This window comes from Kosakonia cowanii JCM 10956 = DSM 18146 (genome assembly GCF_001975225.1).
Classification (GTDB): Bacteria; Pseudomonadota; Gammaproteobacteria; order Enterobacterales; family Enterobacteriaceae; genus Kosakonia; species Kosakonia cowanii.
The window spans coordinates 2770077-2787207 of record NZ_CP019445.1 but is presented as its reverse complement, the minus strand read 5'-3'; the positions used below and the strand labels follow the sequence as shown (position 1 = coordinate 2787207).

The following is a 17131-nucleotide window of genomic DNA, read 5'->3' as shown; positions in this document are numbered from 1 at the left end:
AGCGCATAGGCAAAACACTAGCTCAAATCACCATTTCTATCAACAGCTTACAAGTAAACAAGAAGTTAGACTCCGTGAATATAAACGTCGCAGATTTGTTAAATGGGAATTACATACTGTTATTGTTTGTGGTTCTGGCGCTTGGGCTTTGCCTTGGAAAATTACGACTGGGATCTATCCAACTGGGTAATTCTATTGGCGTTTTAGTCGTTTCTTTATTATTAGGCCAGCAACATTTCAGCATTAACACCGATGCCCTGAACCTCGGCTTTATGCTGTTTATTTTCTGCGTTGGCGTCGAAGCCGGACCTAACTTTTTCTCAATTTTTTTCCGCGACGGTAAGAATTACCTGATGCTGGCGCTGGTATTAGTCGGTAGCGCGCTGTTGATTGCGCTCGGTCTCGGCAAACTCTTTGGCTGGGATATCGGCTTAACCGCCGGGATGCTCGCCGGCTCGATGACCTCGACGCCGGTTCTGGTTGGCGCGGGCGATACGCTGCGCCACTCGGGCATGGAGAGCAGCCAGCTTGCCAGCGCGCTGGACAACCTCAGCCTCGGCTACGCCTTAACGTATCTGATTGGTCTGGTGAGCCTGATCTTTGGCGCGCGCTACTTACCGAAGTTACAGCACCAGGATTTGCAGACCAGCGCCCAGCAGATCGCCCGCGAGCGCGGGCTGGATACCGATGCTCACCGCAAAGTCTATCTGCCGGTGATCCGCGCCTATCGCGTCGGGCCGGAACTGGTGGCCTGGGCAGATGGCAAAAATCTGCGCGAGCTGGGGATCTACCGCCAGACCGGCTGCTATATCGAGCGTATTCGCCGCAACGGTATTCTCGCCAACCCGGACGGGGACGCGGTGTTGCAGATGGGCGATGAGATCTCGCTGGTCGGCTACCCGGATGCCCATGCGCGCCTCGACCCGAGCTTCCGTAACGGTAAAGAGGTGTTTGACCGCGACCTGCTGGATATGCGCATCGTCACCGAAGAGGTGGTGGTGAAAAACCACAATGTGGTCGGCCGCCGCCTGGCGCAGCTGAAGCTGACCGATCACGGCTGCTTCCTTAACCGCGTGATCCGCAGCCAGATTGAGATGCCCATCGACGACAATATCGTGCTCAACAAAGGGGACGTGTTGCAGGTAAGCGGCGATGCGCGACGCGTGAAAACTATCGCTGACCGCATCGGCTTTATCTCCATTCACAGCCAAGTGACCGACCTGCTCGCCTTCTGCGCCTTCTTTATCGTCGGCCTGATGATCGGCATGATCACCTTCCAGTTCAGCTCCTTCAGCTTCGGCGTCGGTAACGCCGCCGGTCTGCTCTTCGCTGGCATCATGCTCGGCTTCCTGCGCGCGAACCACCCGACGTTTGGTTACATTCCGCAGGGTGCGCTAATGATGGTGAAAGAGTTCGGCCTGATGGTGTTTATGGCCGGGGTCGGTTTAAGCGCCGGGAGCGGCATCGGCAACGGCCTTGGTGTTGTGGGCGGACAGATGCTGATCGCCGGATTACTTGTTAGTCTGGTGCCGGTGCTGATCTGCTTCCTGTTCGGTGCCTACGTGCTGAAAATGAACCGCGCCCTGCTCTTCGGCGCGATGATGGGCGCACGCACCTGCGCACCGGCAATGGAGATCATCAGCGATACCGCGCGCAGCAACATCCCCGCGCTGGGCTATGCTGGCACCTACGCCATCGCCAACGTGCTGCTTACCCTCGCCGGGACATTGATCATCATTATCTGGCCAGGGCTCGGATAACTCCGAAGCTAAGAAATATTTCGCTTATACGCAGAACTTTTTTGTGGGGTGTCAGTCATAACTAGTGCCACTGCTTTTCTTTGATGTCCCCCGATTGTGGAGCCCATCAACCCCGCCGCTTAGGTTCAAGGTTGATGGGTTTTTTGTTGCCTGAAATTTACTGCCACATTAAATCAAACGCTTTCATAGCATCGCACAAACGGTTTACAGATTTCTGCTCATCTTCAGCACCATTACATGCTCATCCGGTGACGGTCACCACCATGTGCGCCCACCACTGGCGCGCAGCGTCAGCCAGGTAAGCCAGGTAAGCCAGGTAAGCCAGGTAAGCCAGGTACCAGTTAGTTTCGAGTAGCCCGGCACAACCTATTTTGCCGGTCCATATCGTTCACGGTGCTGGTGCGAATCAGATTGGTATTAGGGCGCATGATTTTGATACTTTGTGCATTCATATTAAAAACAGTGCATTATTATCAAGTCAGCATACCTGCCCTTTTATTTTATGAATGACACAAACCTTAATAAACAGGAGTAACTTGATGAGCTATCGTTTCAATCTTCCAAAGAGATTTTATTTTTCTCTTATACTTGTTCTTCTTGTCATAATTTATGCATGTAACCAGACTGATGATAAAACATTTAAGTTCACCATCAAGTTAATATCCGGGGTGTTCTTCCTCTGCTGCATTTTTAGCGCACTTAAGTTAAGAAATAAGAAAGACGAACCATATAAAAATATATTAAATACAATATGGAATATTGAAACTGCATTCGTATTCATATATGCAATATCTTTAATTTACAACAACATAATACATGGCACAGAGCCAGTTAAAAATTTTACATCATGGGCAAGCAGTCATCCATTATCATTTGTTTTACTAACCCATGTATTAGGTTTGGTAGCCATTGCAAGAGCTGCTTTTTCATTTACTGATATTTTCAAAAAACCAATTTTGAAGCTGCATGAAACAAAACCAGAGATACAACCTCCTGCTCCTGGATGCCAAACCGACGCTAACTCCTGAATTAATATATCTTGTGTCAATTTTTTAAATTCATGGCTTATACCTAATAACAAAGGCGTTATGGATATTGACCATTACGCCTTTGTTATTCATACACTCTTGCAGCCCGTAATTATGACCCCTTGCAATGCGTTACGCACACATTGCTTTTGTTATTCTTGAAGCCGCGCTGCATCTCAATATATTTATCAAGATGAATAACGAATAAATATAATATTAGTATGAATATGATAAAGATAAATGATAACATGTGTGTATATTCCGACTTAGCAGCGTCAATGTTATTTTTTATTGGTATTTATGATGCAAATGTTAAAAACAAAGACTCTCAGTTATTTAATCCTAATATTTTCGGCTTTGTTCTCCCTTTGTGCATATCCCAAAGGGGGAGGCGTTCATGTTAATGGATACTTTCGAAGTAATGGAACCTACGTACAGCCTCATTACCGCTCTGCACCGGACCATAATTTTTATAATAACTGGAGTACGAGAGGGAATATCAATCCCTATACAGGAAAAATGGGGACAAAGGAATACCCTAAAAATTCAAATAGTTACAAATATACCACCAAACCATCTCGCCGTTTCAGCACATCTATTCCCACTGCCACCGCACCTGCTTTTGTGGGTTCAAACTCGCCTACTAAACAATACGCGTATCCGGGCGAAGACTTTATGGAAATTCAAAAAAAGAAGGACATTCAGCGCGCTTTGTACTGGAAACGGAAGGGTTACAATTTTGATCCCAACTATACAACTAGCTTTATGATGGATCAGAAAGTCAAAGATATTGAGAGAGCTAGGTATTGGAAATCAAAAGGTTACGATTTTGATCCAAACTCTACGACGAGCTTTATGATGGATCAAAAAGTCGAGGATATACAAAGAGCAAATTATTGGAAGACAAAAGGTTACAACTTCAATCCTGATTACATGACTGGTTTTATGATGGATCAAAAAGTCAGTGATATTCAGAGGGCTGCGTACTGGAAAGCTAAGGGTATGGATTTCAATCCAGACTACATGACCAGTTTTATGATGGATATGGAAGCCAGCAATAAAGGTATCCACTAACAATACTCAATGGCGGCAAAAGTCGGCATTGACCCTTAATTGCCGCCCTAAACTTCAAAAACTCATCCTAAACCACATCGCCCACAGCATATAAACCCCACCTATCAGGAAGAACCCTCGGTAGACGTTAACAAGCCCTGACTGGTTGCGCAGGTAAAACTTGAGCGGGTTACGGTGCAGGTTGGCTGCATTATGGGTGGTGTGAAACTGCGTCATTTTCTCTGCGCCTTTGCCCGCGAGTGCGATAAAAAAGCTCAGGGCCATAATCGCCATCAGCACCATATAGCTTTTCAACAGGATCGTCATGGCTGTGACCGTCATCGCGCTGGAGTGGTGTTTAACCAGCACAACCCCATGCTTGCTCAGCGCCATCGCACCGATATTAAGCGCCAGATGCACCACAATAAATATCCCGAAGTATTTCGCATTGGTTTTAAAGGTGTTTTTGAGGGTAACGTTGAATACCCACGCAAAAAGCGCTGCCGTCGACGCTAACCACATGACTGTGTTGATAATCATCCCTTCCCTGCCTGCATCACTTGCTCAATTCATAAAAAAGGGCCGTAGCGGCCCGGGAAGCGGGTATCCTGCCATCAATCGCGCAGCGTGTTAAAAACTTTTTCGTCTACGCCTCTGTCACGGCATAACAACATCCCCTCGTGTGAGGTTCGGCTGAGACTGAAGTGTTGACCATCAAAGTAGAGCCCGAAGCCTTTTGTGCCGCAGGTTGATGCGTCTTTAACTCGCCAGATCTTCTGCTCATCCGCCGTAAGCGGGTTGCCGAGAATGATAAACAGCGCCTTAATGCCGTCTCGCGGATAGGCGAAATGTTTAGGTTGCGTTCCCGCGCCGTACAGGAAGTAGCATGGCGAACGGAGGTCAAGCCCGTAACGCTTTATCGCCCCATCGGGTGAAGTGACGCTTAACTGGCACTTTTCACCCTCGTTCTGCAACGCCAGGGCGTGCGCTTCATAGGTGAAGCTGTCGGTGGTAGTGGATTGCGCATAACTCACATTGCTTGCCAGCAACAATGCAACTGCGGTTTGCATGATAAATTTCACTTTTATTGCTCCCTCAATAAACTATTACCCCAATGTATCATTAACATAACCGTATGCATTTTCTTAATTATATTGATTAACCTCATGGCTGTTATTCACCTCCTGCCACCGTAACCACGCAAAAAATGCTAGTGTTACTTCACCTTACTTTTTTTGATGTGAATCTATGACTGAAAACGCCTCCCGAAAAGCCCTGCGCCATCGCTTATGGGCGCTGTTCACCTTCTTCTTTCTCCCCGGATTATTAATGGCCTCATGGGCATCGCGCACGCCAGCGATCCGCGATGTGCTCTCGGTCTCGACGGCTGAAATGGGCGCGGTGCTGTTTGGCCTGTCGGTCGGGTCGATGAGCGGCATTCTCTCATCGGCCTGGCTGGTGAAGCGCTTCGGGGCGCGCAAAGTGATCCGCGCCAGCATGTCCTTCTCGGTGCTCGGGATGGTGATTTTAAGTATCGCCCTGTGGTTCGCCTCGCCGCTGCTCTTTGCCGTTGGTCTGGCTTGCTTTGGCGGCAGCCTGGGCGCGGGCGAAGTGGCGATGAATATCGAAGGCGCGGTGGTTGAGCAGGAGATGAACAAAACCGTTCTGCCGATGATGCACGGCTTTTACAGCCTTGGCACGCTGGTTGGCGCAGGCGTCGGCATGTCGTTAACTGCCCTGGGCATCAGCGCGAATCTGCACATTCTGCTGGCGGCGCTGGTGGCGATTGTGCCGATTATTCTGGCGATCTCCGCCGTGCCGGAGGGGACCGGGCAAAACAGCGCCGAAGAGCACGCCAACCGTCAAAAAGGGATGCCCTTCTGGCGCGATACGCAGCTGCTGTTAATTGGCGTGGTGGTGCTGGCGATGGCGTTCGCTGAAGGCTCGGCTAACGACTGGCTACCGCTGCTGATGGTGGATGGTCACGGCTTCAGCCCTACTTCCGGCTCGCTGATCTACACCGGTTTTACGCTCGGCATGACCACCGGGCGCTTCTGCGGCGGCTGGTTTATCGACCGCTACAGCCGCGTCGCCGTGGTGCGCGCCAGCGCGATAATGGGCGCGCTGGGTATCGGCCTGATTATTTTTGTCGACAGCGCCTGGGTGGCGGGCTTCTCGGTCATTTTATGGGGCTTAGGCGCATCGCTCGGCTTCCCGCTGACCATTTCGGCGGCCAGCGATACCGGGCCGGATGCCGCGACGCGCGTCAGCGTGGTGGCAACAACGGGTTACCTTGCTTTCCTCGTTGGCCCGCCGCTGCTCGGCTTCCTCGGCGAGCACTACGGATTGCGCAGCGCGATGCTGGTGGTGCTTGGCCTGGTGCTGATTGCCGCGCTGGTGGCGCGCGCGGTGGCAAAACCGGAACCGCAAGCCCAGGCGGAACTGGGTTAACAGTGCGGCGGCGGCCTGCGGGCTGCCGCCCTATCCCTCCAGCGAATTTCCCATGCGCTTATCGCGCAGAAACACCACCATCAGCCCCAGCCAGATAATACCGTTCAGCAGGTTGAACAGGCTGAACAACCCGTTGCCGCCGATCAGCCAGGCATGTTTACTCACCTCAATGCCGACGGTGAAGATAAACATCTGCAACATGCCCATCGCCGCTGACACCGTGCCCTTGCTCATCTCGCTGGCGAACAGTGTCAGGCGCACCAGCCCGGCGTTGGCAAGGCCAATGCCGAAGGCGTAAACGCTTAACCCGGCCGTCATCCACAAATAGGCGTGGGAAGAGGCAAACGTGGCAACCGCCGCCAGTAGCAGACCGGCCACAATCGGCCAGCCGCCAAGAATGATCAGCGCGCGCACGGTGCGCCGCGAAGTCAGCCGCGCCAGCACCAGGTTGCCCACAATCAGCGCGCCGAAAATCGGCACCTGCAACAGGCCGTACTCATAGCTGCTGAGCTGCTCGCCGCTGATGATAATAATCGGCGACTGGGCAATCCACGCCAGCAGCGGCAGGCTGACAAAGCCGATAGCCAGCGCGCCCGCGACAAAGCGCACGTTTTTCAGCACCTCGGCGTAATCGCGCCACAGGGATTTAAACGACAGCTTCTCGCCGAGTCGCGTGGCGGTCTCCGGCATCGCCCGCTGCAGCCCGAAGAAGGAGAAGGCCGCCAGCAGCGCAAAGAGGACGAACATCCCCTCCCACGGCGCGGCATGCACCCAGGCGGCGCCCACCAGCGGGCCAAGCAGGGGCGCAATTAACGCGACATTCGCCATCAGGGCGGTGATCTTGATACAGACCGCCTCCTCAAACGACTCCTGAATCGCCGCGTACCCCACAGCGCCAATAAAGCAGAGGCTAATGCCCTGTAAAAAGCGCAGCAGCGTAAACTGCTCAATGTTCTGCGCCAGCAGTGTCGCCAGGCAGGTGACAATAAACCACACCACGCCGGTAAGCATCACCGGGCGACGGCCGATGCGGTCGGAGAGCGGCCCTAACAGCCACTGTAAGAACATGCCGCCCGCCAGGTAGGCGGTCATCGAGGTCGGAACCCACTCAATGCCTGCGTTATATTGCTCGACCACCGTTAGCATACCGGGCTGAATCATATCGTTGCCGATATAGGTGGAGAATTCGTAAAGCACCAGACAGAGGGGGAATAACAGCGCCCGTCGTCCCAGACGTTGGCCGGAAAGGGTATGGTTTTGCATGCAATCTCTTCCTTTGAAAAATCGCGCAGAGTGTAATCAAAGCCATCGCGCGACGGTAGTGAATTCTCCCGCAAAAACAGATAAAGCACGTATTCACTCGTTTAAGGTTTGCTTAAGTGACAGGGCGTACTCTGAGACCAGGAATCGTCTAACTCTCTACGGAGTAAGACAAAACCCCTTTACCCTGTGCCGCACCGCTTTTATGGTGAGCGCTTTGATCAATCCGGACTGTCATCAAAGAGTAATCTGTCTATGTTAGAGAGCCTGAATCACACCCTGTTCTACTGGATTAACGCCACGCCCGACTCGCCCGCCTGGCTCCTGACCGTCGCCCACGTTGTTGCCAAAGATCTGATCAATATCGTGCCGCTGCTGGCGGTTGGTCTCTGGCTATGGGGGCCGCGCAGCCAGGTCAGCGCTCAGCGTCAGTTGGTGATCAAAGTGGCGCTGGCGATCGTCGTCAGCCTCTCGCTCTCATGGATTTTAGGCCATACCTTTCCGCACGACAGGCCTTTTGTCGATCATGTGGGTTATAACTTCCTGCCACACGCAGCGGATGACTCCTTCCCGAGCGATCACGGTACGGTGATCTTCACCTTTGCCGTTGCGTTTCTTGCCTGGCACCGTTTCTGGTCCGGCGCAGCGCTGATGGTGACGGCGTTCGCTATCGCTTGGTCGCGCGTTTATCTTGGCGTCCACTGGCCGCTGGATATGCTCGGCGGTTTGCTGGTCGGCATCTGCGGCTGCCTGAGCGCACAAATTCTGTGGCAGGCGTTCGGCGAGAAGATTTATCACGCCGCGCAGCAGATTTATCGCCTCTGTTTTGCCTTCCCGATCCGTCGCGGCTGGATGCGTGACTAAGCGCCAGGGCGCAGGTAAGATAAAGGCCCCGCTTATGCGGGGCTTTCTTTTATTCGGGTGAATTATGGAAACAAGACGTGACGAGCGGATCAACCAGCTGCTGGCGGCGCTCAAGCGCAGCGATAAGCTGCATCTGAAAGAGGCGGCCGCCCTGCTTGGCGTTTCTGAAATGACCATTCGTCGCGATCTCAGCACCAACAGCGCTCCGGTAGTGCTGCTCGGCGGCTATATTGTGCTCGAACCGCGCTCTGCCAGCCACTATCTGTTAAGCGATCAGAAAAACCGCCTCGTCGAGGAGAAGCGCCGCGCGGCAAAGCTCGCCGCTGCCCTGCTGCAACCGCACCAGATGGCCTTTTTTGACTGCGGCACCACCACGCCGTGGATCATCGACGCGCTGCCTCAGGATCTGCCCTTCACCGCCGTCTGCTACTCGCTGAACACCTTTCTGGCGCTGCAGGAGAAACCGTTGTGCCGCGCCATTCTTAGCGGTGGGGAGTTTCACGCCAGCAACGCCATTTTTAAGCCGCTGAACTTTAATGAAACCCTGAGCAACCTGCGCCCGGACATCGCTTTCTACTCGGCGGCGGGCGTACACACGGAACAGGGCGCGACCTGCTTTAACCTTGAAGAGCTGCCGGTAAAACACTGGGCGATGAACAGCGCGCAGCGTCATGTGCTGGTGGTCGATCACAGCAAGTTCGGCAAAGTGCGCCCGGCCTGCATGGGCGCGTTAAACCGTTTCGATGTGATTGTCAGCGACCGCCGGCCGGATGATGGCCTGGTCAGCGCGGCGAAAAAAGAGCAGATCACCCTTCTCTACTGACCGCGCCCGCCGGGCACGGTCACCACGGCTACGAGAACCAGCTACCAAACCACTGGTGGAACTTCAGCAGGACAAAATCCCACATCCGGCCAACGAAGCCCGCTTCATTCACCGCTTCCATCACCACCAGCGGGCGCTGCTCAATGGTTTTGTCATTGAGCTGGAAGTTGATGGTGCCCACCACCTGGCCCTTCTTCAGCGGCGCTTCAAGCTCCGGCTGGTTGAGGGTGAAGCTCGCTTTCAGGTTTTTAAACTGCCCTTTGGGGATGGTGATTGAGCCTGCTTCGCCCGCGCCAAGCTTCGCTTCGCTGCTGTCGCCAAACCAGACGCGCTGGCTGACAAAGGTGGCGTCAGATTTCACCGGCGTCACCGTTTCGAAAAAGCGGAAACCCCAGGTGAGCAGTTTTTCTGACTCATTAAAGCGGATGCGGTCGGTTTTCGCCCCCAGCACCACGGAGATCAAGCGCATGTCGCCCTGAGTTGCCGAGGCGACGAGATTGTAACCCGCCCCCTCGGTGGTGCCGGTTTTCATGCCGTCCACGTTCATGCTGGTGCTCCACAGCAGCCGGTTGCGGTTGGGCTGGCGGATCTTATTGAAGGTGAACTCTTTCTCTTTATGGATCGCGTACTCGTCCGGCACGTCGTGGATCAGCGCTTTGCCGAGCAGCGCCATATCGCGCGCGGTGCTGAACTGCCCCGGCGCATCAAGCCCGTGGACGGTTTTGAAGGTGGTATTGGTCAGGCCGAGCTTTTGCGCATAGCTGTTCATCAGGCTGACGAAGGAGTCCTGGCTCCCAGCAACATAATCGGCAATGGCGATGCTGGCGTCATTGCCGGACTGAATAATGACCCCTTTATTCAGGTCCGCCACAGATACATGGTCGCCCGGCTTCAGGAACATCAGCGACGAGCCGCGCAGCGCCGGGTTGCCGGTCGCCCACGCATCTTTGCCAACGGTGACGGTATCGGTCAGGTGAATTTTTCCCGCTTTCAGCGCCTGGCCGACCACATAGCTGGTCATCAGTTTGGTCAGGCTGGCAGGGTCGAGTTTTTCGTCGGCGTTGCCCTCGGCCAGCACTTTGCCGCTGGCGTAATCCATCAGGATCCACGCACGGGCATCGACCGGGGGCGCGGCAGGCGTTTGTTCCACTGCATATAACGAAGGGGAGAAGAGAAACAACAGCGCGGATCCTGCTGCCAGGCCGCGAAGGGATAGAGAGAACTGCGTCATATAAGCCACCCGAGTATCCTTTCAATAAAACGTCACATCACCGTGCCGTAACAAACGGTGAGTAATAACGCACAAACGAAACGAAAAAAACCGCTACTGGGTAAAGTTTTTAAAGTTTACGCAATAACAGCCTGTTGCGCGCCTGTTGTGCATTATTTTTCTAAGTCGTTGCCAGAACGTTAAGTTTCGCCCACGATAGATTCACTGAAACACACTTTTGCACGGGGGTAAAAATGATCACGCTGTGGGGACGGAATAATTCGACGAATGTCAAAAAAGTGCGCTGGCTGCTGGATGAACTGGAGCTGCCATATGAGCACATTCTGGCGGGCCGGGAGTTCGGCGTTAATCACGATCCTGAATATCTGGCGATGAACCCTAACGGACTGGTGCCGCTGCTGCGCGACGACGAAACCGGTGCCGTGCTGTGGGAATCGAACACCATTGTTCGTTACCTGGTCGCGCAGTATGGTCAGAGCCGCCTGTGGCTGGAGTCACCAGCCGCGCGGGCGCAGGGTGATAAGTGGATGGACTGGTCGCTGAGTATGCTGGCACCCAAGCACAGCCCACTGCTGATGAACCTGGTACGAACGGCACCAGAAAAGCGCGATCAGGCGGTGATTGCGTCGTCAAAAGAGGCGCTCGATGGTGCGTTACAGCTGCTTGATAATGAACTGGCCAATACGCCATGGCTCTCGGGCGAAGCGTTTGGCTGTGGCGATATCGCCGTCGCCCCGTTTATCTATAACCTGTTTAATATTCCCGGCCTGAGCTGGGCGCCGCACCCGCATTTGCAGCGCTGGTACGCGCAGCTTTGCGAGCGCCCGGCGTTTCGCCATAACGTGATGATCCCGGTAACGTGACGGCTTGATTGCCGGATGGCGGCTCCGCCTTATCCGGCCTACGCGTGCACCATGCTTTCGTAGGCCGGATAAGCGTTAGCGCCATCCGGCACTCACCCGGCGCGATTACGATGCCGGACTCACCTTCCACAACTCGCCATTGCTCTCATCGGTTAAGACATACAAATACCCATCCGGGCCATCGCGCACATCGCGAATACGGTGATTGCGATCGCGTAGGCCGGATAAGCGCCAGCGCCATCCGGCAAAACAAACCGCACCAGGCCTACACCGGATAACTGCGCGCCATCCGGCAATAACACGCGCGATTACGATGCCGGACTCACCTTCCACAACTCGCCGTTGCTCTCGTCGGTTAAGACATACAAATACCCATCCGGGCCAACGCGCACATCGCGGATACGGTGATTGCGATCGCGTAGGCCGGATAAGCGCCAGCGCCATCCGGCAAGACAAACCGCACCTGGCCTACACCGGATAACTGCGCGCCATCCGGCAATAACACGGCGCGATTACGATGCCGGACTCATCTTCCACAACTCGCCGTTGCTCTCGTCGGTTAAGACATATAAATACCCATCCGGGCCAACGCGCACATCGCGGATACGGTGGTTACGATCGCCGAGAATGCGGCCATCTTCGCTCACCTTGTTGCCATCGACGCTCATCACAATGACATCCTTATCCTTCAGCGCGCCGATAAAGAGTTTGTTCTTCCACTGCTTGAAGGTGTCCGAATTATAAAAAGCCATGCCGCTGACGGCCGGGGATTCCTTCCAGTAGAAAATTGGCTGTTCGGTCCCCTCGACAATGCCGCCTTTCGCTTCCGGGATCTTCAGCCCGCTGTAGTTGATGCCCCAGGTGGCAATCGGCCAGCCGTAATTTTTACCCTTTTCAGGCACGTTGATCTCATCCCCGCCGCGCGGGCCGTGCTCATTCAGCCACAGCGCCTGGCTCCACGGGTTGATCGCCATCCCCTGTGGATTACGAATGCCGTAAGACCAGATCTCTGCCCGAGCACCCTGCTTGCCTGCAAACGGGTTATCCTCCAGCACCTTGCCCTGATCCGTCAGCCGCACCAGCTTGCCCTGCAGCTTATCCAGCTCCTGCGCCGTCGGCCGCTGATTGTTCTCACCCAGCGCTATCCACAGATAGCCTTTGCCATCAAACACCATGCGGCCACCAAAGTGATTACCGGTCGAGAGTTTTGGCTGCTGGCGGAAAACGGTCTGGAAGTGCTCAAGCTGTTTACCATCGTCGCTCAGGCGACCAAAGCCGACGGCGGTACCCGCTTTGCCATCCTGTCCCGCTTCGGCATAGCTCAGCCATACGCGCCTTGATGAGGCAAAATCAGGTGCCAGCGCCACATCCAGCAAGCCCCCCTGACCCTGCGCCCACACTTTTGGCACGCCGCTTATCGGATCGGAAAGCCCCTTGCCCGCCTGCCAGTGGCGCAGCTCGCCGCCGCGCAGGGTGATGAGCATTCCGCCGTCATTGGGTAAAAAGGCCAGGGCCCAGGGGTGCTCGAGTTTTGTTTGCAGGACATCGACGTTGACCACAGCCGGGGCGGCGAGCACAGAGGTTGAGAGAAAAAGTAATGACAGGGGAAGATGGCGCATACGGCACTCCTTTATTAAGCGGTAAGCCTGGATAAAGGTTAGCCATCGATTTCGCGGCTGGGTTTGCTTTTACAAAAGCTTAAGCATAAAGGGGAGCGGGCTCCCCTTATGATTCTGGGTGCGGAAGCGGCTCACGCTTCAGCCAGCGGAGAGTGCTCATTCAGGTATTGAAGACTGTAATCGAGAATGTTGAGCGAACGCTCCAGCTTGTCGACGTTCACGGAGATGAAATTGGCGCAATCTCTTCGCCCGGTCATCAGTGAAACGGCGGCGGAAGAGAGCGCCTCTTCAGCACTGTACATGGCGCTGCGCGTATCGCGATCCTGTATCTCTTGCAGTCTTTCGCTTTTATCGCGGATCTCCAGCGCCAGGGCAAAAAACATCTCACGCAGACGATCGTTTTCGTTGACCGACATATACCCTTTCGCTTTGCGCATCTGGATATAGGCCGCAAGGTCTGTTCTGGCAGTCATCAACTTCATTAATAAACGACGAGCGAGTTCATCAGCGGTCATACTTTTACCTCCCTTGTCAGCCATTGGGCAGATCAATAGTATGGCCGCTTTTTGACCAAAAGCATGGCTTTGGTCAATAATATTATTCTTTTGACGATCTTTTACACAGGCCGCGCCAGCACTGGGCTGGGCTGCCGTTTCGCTTGTTATAAAAGCGCTTCGCGACGTCAGGAGATAAGGAGAATGAAAGCAGTCTCTTACCCGCTGCAAACCACCGTAAAAGTAATCCGTGACTATCGCTCGGCCTATCCCGATCCGCTGACTATCCGCGAGGGGGAAAGAGCACAAATTAGTCACTGCGATTTGCAATGGCGCGGCTGGATTTGGGTGACATTAGAGTCGGGAAAAGCGGGCTGGGCGCCGCAGCAGCTCTTTACGCCAGTCAGCGCCCATCAAGGTGTCTGCCAGCAGCCCTACTGCGCACACGAACTCACCGTGCAAACCGGTGAGCAACTTACGGTGCATCAGAGCCTTAACGGCTGGTATCTGGCAGAAAAAGCGGACGGCGACCTCGGCTGGGTACCGCAGGAGCACGTCGCGCCTGTGTAAAGCTGGCGGTTTACCAGCGCGTAGCCTGCATATCGATAACAAAGCGGTATTTCACATCGCCTTTCAACATGCGGGCGAAAGCGCTTTCGATCGCTTCACCGCCAATCATCTCCACATCCGCCGTGATGCCGTGCTGGCCGCAGAAATCGAGCATCTCCTGCGTCTCACGGATGCTGCCAATCGACGAGCCGCTGATGCTTAAGCGGCGAAACACCATCGGCGTGATGTTGGGTGACGCATGGGGCTGATCGGGAATACCCACCAGCACCAGGCGGCCGTTGGTTTTCAGCGTCGCCAGGTAGGGGTCGAGATCGTGCGGTGCCGCGACGCAATCGATAATGAAATCCAGCGAGGTGTGGCAGGCAGCCATTTGCGCGGCATCGCGCGAAACAACCACGCGTTTTGCGCCGAGACGGCGGGCATCTTCGCCCTTCTCCGGCGAGGTGGTAAACAGCGTTACTTCGGCACCCATCGCGCTCGCCAGCTTAACGGCCATATGCCCTAACCCGCCGAGGCCGACAACGCCCACCGCATCACCCGCTTTAACGTTGAAGTGGCGCAGCGGCGACCAGACGGTAACGCCTGCGCAGAGCAGCGGCGCAACGCCCGCCAGCGGTAGGTTGTGCGGCACCGAGACGACAAAATCCTGATCGACAATGACGCTCTCGGCGTAACCGCCCCAGGTGCTCTCGCCGGTGTATTTATCAATCCCGTTATAGGTGGCGGTAAAGCCCGCTTCGCAATACTGCTCTTCATGCTGTTTGCAGAAGTGGCATTCACGGCAGGAATCCACCATCACCCCGACACCCACAATATCGCCGACCTGAAAGGCCGACACGCCCGTGCCGGTGGCGCTGACGCGGCCGACTATCTCATGCCCCGGCACCAGCGGATAGCGGCTTACCGCCCACTCATTGCGCGCCATATGCAGATCGGAGTGGCAGACGCCGCAGTAAAGAATGTCGATTTTGACATCCTGGTTTTGCAGCGGGCGAAGGGTAATGTCGCCGGACGTCAGCGGTTTTGCGGCATCGACCGCGACCAGTGCATTGATTTTCATAAGGCCTCCAGGTTGGGCTGGCGTTAATAGCGTGAAGGCGGCAGACTATAGTCCGCAAGGTTCACAATTGATAGTAGTTACCATTTGGTGACCACAGATGAGGGCTTTTTATGCCAGCCTGGGTTGACGGCAAACTCTTTTTCTACGCGGATTCGCCGCCGCGCCGCCTGATGGACCTCTTCTCGGTCAAGTGGAGCACGATGGTGCTGCATGCACTCTACCACTGGCCTGATGAGCGCGCCCGCACCGGCGAGTTGCAGCGTAGCCTGCAGGGGATCTCCAAAAAAATGCTCTTCCAGACGCTAAAAGAGCTGGAGCAGCGCGGCCTGATCGCCCGCCACGTTTATGACATTGTCCCGCCGAAAGTCGATTACCGCCTCACGCCGCTTGGCAAAACCTTCGCCGGGCCGATTGAGCAGATGTACCAGTGGGGGCTGGAGAACCAGGCCGCGCTGGATGAGATGGAAGCCCATTACCGTAAAGCACAGGGCTAAAACGCACAGGAGCGTAAATGGAGATAGTTTTAATGCGTCATGGCGAGCCTGAATTCAGCGCTCAGCAGGGTTCCGCACGGGTCAAAGCCACGGACATGTCCGGCTGGATTGCAGGCTATGATGCCTCGGGCGTCACTGGCGAACCCGATTGCCACGCCGTTCTGGCGGATAAACGCCACGCTTTTGTTATCAGCAGCCCGCTGCCGCGCGCCCGTGCGTCGCTACAGGCGATGAACCTCACCCCCGATCTGATTGCCGACGATCTGCGTGAAGCGCCCTTGCCGGTATTTAACCTCCCCTGGCTTCGCCTCTCGCCGCAGGCGTGGCTGGTGCTGTTTCGCCTCTGCTGGCTCAGCGGCGCGCTGGCCGGGCCGGAATCCAAAAAGCAGACGATGCAGCGGGCAGAGAAAATGGCGCTTACGCTGATCGCCCATGCGCAGCAGCATGAGCGCGTGCTCAGCATGGGGCACGGGGTGATCAACCGGCTGATTGCGCGCGAGCTGGAAAAGGCAGGCTGGGCAAAACGCGAGCACACCGGAAACGGCTACTGGTCATCAGTAACGTTCACTGCCGCCGGGCGCGATAACCCGGCGGCATAATCAGAGCGGCTGTTTCTCCGCCTGCGAGAGCTGAAGTAACGCCGCCTGTAGCGAGGTGGCGAACATCGCCCCGTGCGTCAGGCCGGGGAATAAGCGGTAAGTAGCCGGGACGCCATGCTGATCAAGCTGCGCAAGGGTGCTGCGAACGCGCGGCAGCACGCCAGACTCGCTGTTCTCATCCTGCGCGCGGCGATCCCCGTCCCCCTCCATCAGGTAAAGGTGCTTGCCCACCGCCTGCTGCGGCGAGACCGCTTCCATCGTTTTCAGCAACTGAAAATCATTGCGCGCCAGCGAAGGCACGGCGGAAAAAGTAGTGGTGAAAAAGGAGGAGGAGAGCCAGCTCTCCAGCACGAACAGCCCGCCGTAGGAGTGCCCCCACAACCCGCGCTGCGCCGGGTTAATAGCAATCCCCTTTTCAACCGCTGGCGCGATGCTCTTTTCCAGAAGCTGGCGAAAGGCGTTACTGCCACCGCCTGCTCTGCCGCGCAGCTGCTGCGTGTCGGTGCCCGGCGGCGTGTAATCATACGCCCGGCTATCGAGATCGAATGGCAGATCGGTTTGATACCCGACCGCCACCAGCACCGGCGGATTGGCAGCGAAGAGTTGTTGTAAAAACGCCTCCGAAAGCTTATCCATCGCCGCGTTGCCATCCAGCATATAGAGCACCGGGAACCCGCCGGGCGGTGCGCTTTTATTGGGTACGCCTGTCCACACGTTGTAGTGACGTTTACCATCCCGGGAATCGAACTGTTTTTGCGTAAAGTGATAGTAAGCAGAGCCGCGATCGGCGATGTTGGGCCCGAGCGGCGCCATATCCGGCCTCGCATAAGCTGTTTGCCAGGCAAGCAGCAGAAGCAGCGCCGCCAGGCGCACGGCGTGAAAACGGTAAAGCATGAACCCATTCTCCCTGTACATCAGCCGCGCGGGCTGAAGATAACATCAGGGGTGAGACGTTAATGGGA

The 17131-nt window shown here is 55.3% G+C and carries 20 protein-coding genes; 10 read left to right on the top strand and 10 right to left on the bottom strand.

Translation table 11 applies throughout. From position 1 onward, the window contains the following. Positions 1–74: 74 nt before the first annotated feature. From BWI95_RS13145 to BWI95_RS23615, 3 genes are all read left to right on the top strand, one after another. Positions 75–1760 carry an aspartate:alanine antiporter gene (locus BWI95_RS13145; RefSeq protein ID WP_023481407.1) on the top strand — a complete coding sequence of 562 codons (1686 nt, stop codon included), beginning with the start codon at positions 75–77 and terminating at the stop codon, positions 1758–1760. A gap of 539 nt (positions 1761–2299) precedes the next feature. Further along, positions 2300–2788 carry a hypothetical protein gene (locus tag BWI95_RS23320; RefSeq protein WP_156884912.1) on the top strand — a complete coding sequence of 163 codons (489 nt, stop codon included), beginning with the start codon at positions 2300–2302 and terminating at the stop codon, positions 2786–2788. Positions 2789–3307: 519 nt separating this feature from the next. Beyond that, positions 3308–3862 carry a hypothetical protein gene (locus tag BWI95_RS23615; protein WP_076769620.1) on the top strand — a complete coding sequence of 185 codons (555 nt, stop codon included), beginning with the start codon at positions 3308–3310 and terminating at the stop codon, positions 3860–3862. Positions 3863–3916: 54 nt separating this feature from the next. On the opposite strand, the gene BWI95_RS13135 is transcribed toward BWI95_RS23615, so the two are convergent. Both BWI95_RS13135 and BWI95_RS13130 read right to left on the bottom strand, forming a co-directional pair. Next, the gene (locus BWI95_RS13135; protein WP_054804043.1) at positions 3917–4381 is read right to left on the bottom strand and encodes a hypothetical protein; all 465 of its coding nucleotides are present in this window, start codon (positions 4379–4381) and stop codon (positions 3917–3919) included. A gap of 74 nt (positions 4382–4455) precedes the next feature. After that, positions 4456–4911, bottom strand: a complete 456-nt coding sequence (locus BWI95_RS13130) for a hypothetical protein (RefSeq protein WP_156884911.1) — start codon at positions 4909–4911, stop codon at positions 4456–4458. A 178-nt stretch (positions 4912–5089) separates the two neighbouring features. On the opposite strand from BWI95_RS13130, the gene BWI95_RS13125 reads away from it, so the two are divergent. Then, positions 5090–6292 carry an MFS transporter gene (locus BWI95_RS13125; protein ID WP_076769619.1) on the top strand — a complete coding sequence of 401 codons (1203 nt, stop codon included), beginning with the start codon at positions 5090–5092 and terminating at the stop codon, positions 6290–6292. Positions 6293–6322: 30 nt separating this feature from the next. Here BWI95_RS13125 and BWI95_RS13120 read toward each other — a convergent pair whose 3' ends face one another. Next, positions 6323–7555, bottom strand: a complete 1233-nt coding sequence (locus BWI95_RS13120) for an MFS transporter (RefSeq protein WP_054804045.1) — start codon at positions 7553–7555, stop codon at positions 6323–6325. 252 nt (positions 7556–7807) lie between these two features. On the opposite strand from BWI95_RS13120, the gene ybjG reads away from it, so the two are divergent. After that, on the top strand, positions 7808–8416 hold the full coding sequence (gene ybjG, locus BWI95_RS13115; RefSeq protein WP_054804048.1) for an undecaprenyl-diphosphate phosphatase: 609 nt from the start codon (positions 7808–7810) through the stop codon (positions 8414–8416). Positions 8417–8480: 64 nt separating this feature from the next. After that, positions 8481–9239, top strand: a complete 759-nt coding sequence (deoR, locus tag BWI95_RS13110; protein WP_076769618.1) for a DNA-binding transcriptional repressor DeoR — start codon at positions 8481–8483, stop codon at positions 9237–9239. Between the two features lie 28 nt (positions 9240–9267). Here the strand turns inward: deoR and dacC are convergent, their stop codons facing one another. After that, positions 9268–10470, bottom strand: coding sequence for a serine-type D-Ala-D-Ala carboxypeptidase (dacC, locus tag BWI95_RS13105; RefSeq protein ID WP_076770312.1), 1203 nt, complete (start codon positions 10468–10470; stop codon positions 9268–9270). A gap of 233 nt (positions 10471–10703) precedes the next feature. On the opposite strand from dacC, the gene BWI95_RS13100 reads away from it, so the two are divergent. After that, on the top strand, positions 10704–11333 hold the full coding sequence (locus tag BWI95_RS13100) for a glutathione S-transferase family protein (protein ID WP_076769617.1): 630 nt from the start codon (positions 10704–10706) through the stop codon (positions 11331–11333). A gap of 105 nt (positions 11334–11438) precedes the next feature. Here the strand turns inward: BWI95_RS13100 and BWI95_RS23730 are convergent, their stop codons facing one another. The 4 genes from BWI95_RS23730 to BWI95_RS13080 all read right to left on the bottom strand — a co-directional run bounded on the left by BWI95_RS23730 (position 11439) and on the right by BWI95_RS13080 (position 13467). Beyond that, a complete protein-coding gene (locus tag BWI95_RS23730; protein ID WP_415859159.1) occupies positions 11439–11522 on the bottom strand; it encodes a hypothetical protein in 84 nt (27 codons plus the stop codon). Between the two features lie 119 nt (positions 11523–11641). Beyond that, the gene (locus BWI95_RS23310) at positions 11642–11725 is read right to left on the bottom strand and encodes a hypothetical protein (protein ID WP_415859158.1); all 84 of its coding nucleotides are present in this window, start codon (positions 11723–11725) and stop codon (positions 11642–11644) included. Between the two features lie 120 nt (positions 11726–11845). Then, entirely contained in the window at positions 11846–12952 is a 1107-nt protein-coding gene (locus tag BWI95_RS13085; RefSeq protein WP_076769615.1) for a PQQ-dependent sugar dehydrogenase, read from the bottom strand. A gap of 131 nt (positions 12953–13083) precedes the next feature. Further along, entirely contained in the window at positions 13084–13467 is a 384-nt protein-coding gene (locus BWI95_RS13080) for a biofilm formation regulator BssR (RefSeq protein WP_076769614.1), read from the bottom strand. A 183-nt stretch (positions 13468–13650) separates the two neighbouring features. Between BWI95_RS13080 and BWI95_RS13075 the strand changes: the two genes are divergently transcribed. Next, positions 13651–14016, top strand: a complete 366-nt coding sequence (locus BWI95_RS13075) for an SH3 domain-containing protein (RefSeq protein ID WP_054804102.1) — start codon at positions 13651–13653, stop codon at positions 14014–14016. A gap of 10 nt (positions 14017–14026) precedes the next feature. On the opposite strand, the gene BWI95_RS13070 is transcribed toward BWI95_RS13075, so the two are convergent. Then, complete coding sequence (locus BWI95_RS13070; protein ID WP_054804101.1) at positions 14027–15076, bottom strand: NAD(P)-dependent alcohol dehydrogenase; 1050 nt, start codon at positions 15074–15076, stop codon at positions 14027–14029. Between the two features lie 110 nt (positions 15077–15186). Here BWI95_RS13070 and BWI95_RS13065 point away from each other — a divergent pair, with 110 nt between their 5' ends. Together BWI95_RS13065 and BWI95_RS13060 are read left to right on the top strand one after the other, a co-directional pair. Continuing rightward, a complete protein-coding gene (locus BWI95_RS13065; protein WP_054804100.1) occupies positions 15187–15570 on the top strand; it encodes a winged helix-turn-helix transcriptional regulator in 384 nt (127 codons plus the stop codon). Between the two features lie 17 nt (positions 15571–15587). Continuing rightward, positions 15588–16169, top strand: a complete 582-nt coding sequence (locus tag BWI95_RS13060; RefSeq protein ID WP_076769613.1) for a histidine phosphatase family protein — start codon at positions 15588–15590, stop codon at positions 16167–16169. Here BWI95_RS13060 and BWI95_RS13055 read toward each other — a convergent pair whose 3' ends face one another. Continuing rightward, positions 16170–17063 carry an alpha/beta hydrolase gene (locus BWI95_RS13055; protein WP_156884909.1) on the bottom strand — a complete coding sequence of 298 codons (894 nt, stop codon included), beginning with the start codon at positions 17061–17063 and terminating at the stop codon, positions 16170–16172. Between the last annotated feature and the right edge of the window lie 68 nt (positions 17064–17131).

What these genes read in the sequence shown, in the direction of transcription:
- BWI95_RS23320 (WP_156884912.1), top strand. Translation starts at nt 2,300, where the DNA reads ATGAGCTATCGTTTCAATCTTCCAAAGAGATTTTATTTTTCTCTTATA.
- BWI95_RS23615 (WP_076769620.1), top strand. Translation starts at nt 3,308, where the DNA reads ATGGGGACAAAGGAATACCCTAAAAATTCAAATAGTTACAAATATACC.
- BWI95_RS13135 (WP_054804043.1), bottom strand. Translation starts at nt 4,381, where the DNA reads ATGATTATCAACACAGTCATGTGGTTAGCGTCGACGGCAGCGCTTTTT.
- BWI95_RS13130 (WP_156884911.1), bottom strand. Translation starts at nt 4,911, where the DNA reads ATGCAAACCGCAGTTGCATTGTTGCTGGCAAGCAATGTGAGTTATGCG.
- BWI95_RS13125 (WP_076769619.1), top strand. Translation starts at nt 5,090, where the DNA reads ATGACTGAAAACGCCTCCCGAAAAGCCCTGCGCCATCGCTTATGGGCG.
- BWI95_RS13120 (WP_054804045.1), bottom strand. Translation starts at nt 7,555, where the DNA reads ATGCAAAACCATACCCTTTCCGGCCAACGTCTGGGACGACGGGCGCTG.
- ybjG (WP_054804048.1), top strand. Translation starts at nt 7,808, where the DNA reads ATGTTAGAGAGCCTGAATCACACCCTGTTCTACTGGATTAACGCCACG.
- deoR (WP_076769618.1), top strand. Translation starts at nt 8,481, where the DNA reads ATGGAAACAAGACGTGACGAGCGGATCAACCAGCTGCTGGCGGCGCTC.
- dacC (WP_076770312.1), bottom strand. Translation starts at nt 10,470, where the DNA reads ATGACGCAGTTCTCTCTATCCCTTCGCGGCCTGGCAGCAGGATCCGCG.
- BWI95_RS13100 (WP_076769617.1), top strand. Translation starts at nt 10,704, where the DNA reads ATGATCACGCTGTGGGGACGGAATAATTCGACGAATGTCAAAAAAGTG.
- BWI95_RS13085 (WP_076769615.1), bottom strand. Translation starts at nt 12,952, where the DNA reads ATGCGCCATCTTCCCCTGTCATTACTTTTTCTCTCAACCTCTGTGCTC.
- BWI95_RS13080 (WP_076769614.1), bottom strand. Translation starts at nt 13,467, where the DNA reads ATGACCGCTGATGAACTCGCTCGTCGTTTATTAATGAAGTTGATGACT.
- BWI95_RS13075 (WP_054804102.1), top strand. Translation starts at nt 13,651, where the DNA reads ATGAAAGCAGTCTCTTACCCGCTGCAAACCACCGTAAAAGTAATCCGT.
- BWI95_RS13070 (WP_054804101.1), bottom strand. Translation starts at nt 15,076, where the DNA reads ATGAAAATCAATGCACTGGTCGCGGTCGATGCCGCAAAACCGCTGACG.
- BWI95_RS13065 (WP_054804100.1), top strand. Translation starts at nt 15,187, where the DNA reads ATGCCAGCCTGGGTTGACGGCAAACTCTTTTTCTACGCGGATTCGCCG.
- BWI95_RS13060 (WP_076769613.1), top strand. Translation starts at nt 15,588, where the DNA reads ATGGAGATAGTTTTAATGCGTCATGGCGAGCCTGAATTCAGCGCTCAG.
- BWI95_RS13055 (WP_156884909.1), bottom strand. Translation starts at nt 17,063, where the DNA reads ATGCTTTACCGTTTTCACGCCGTGCGCCTGGCGGCGCTGCTTCTGCTG.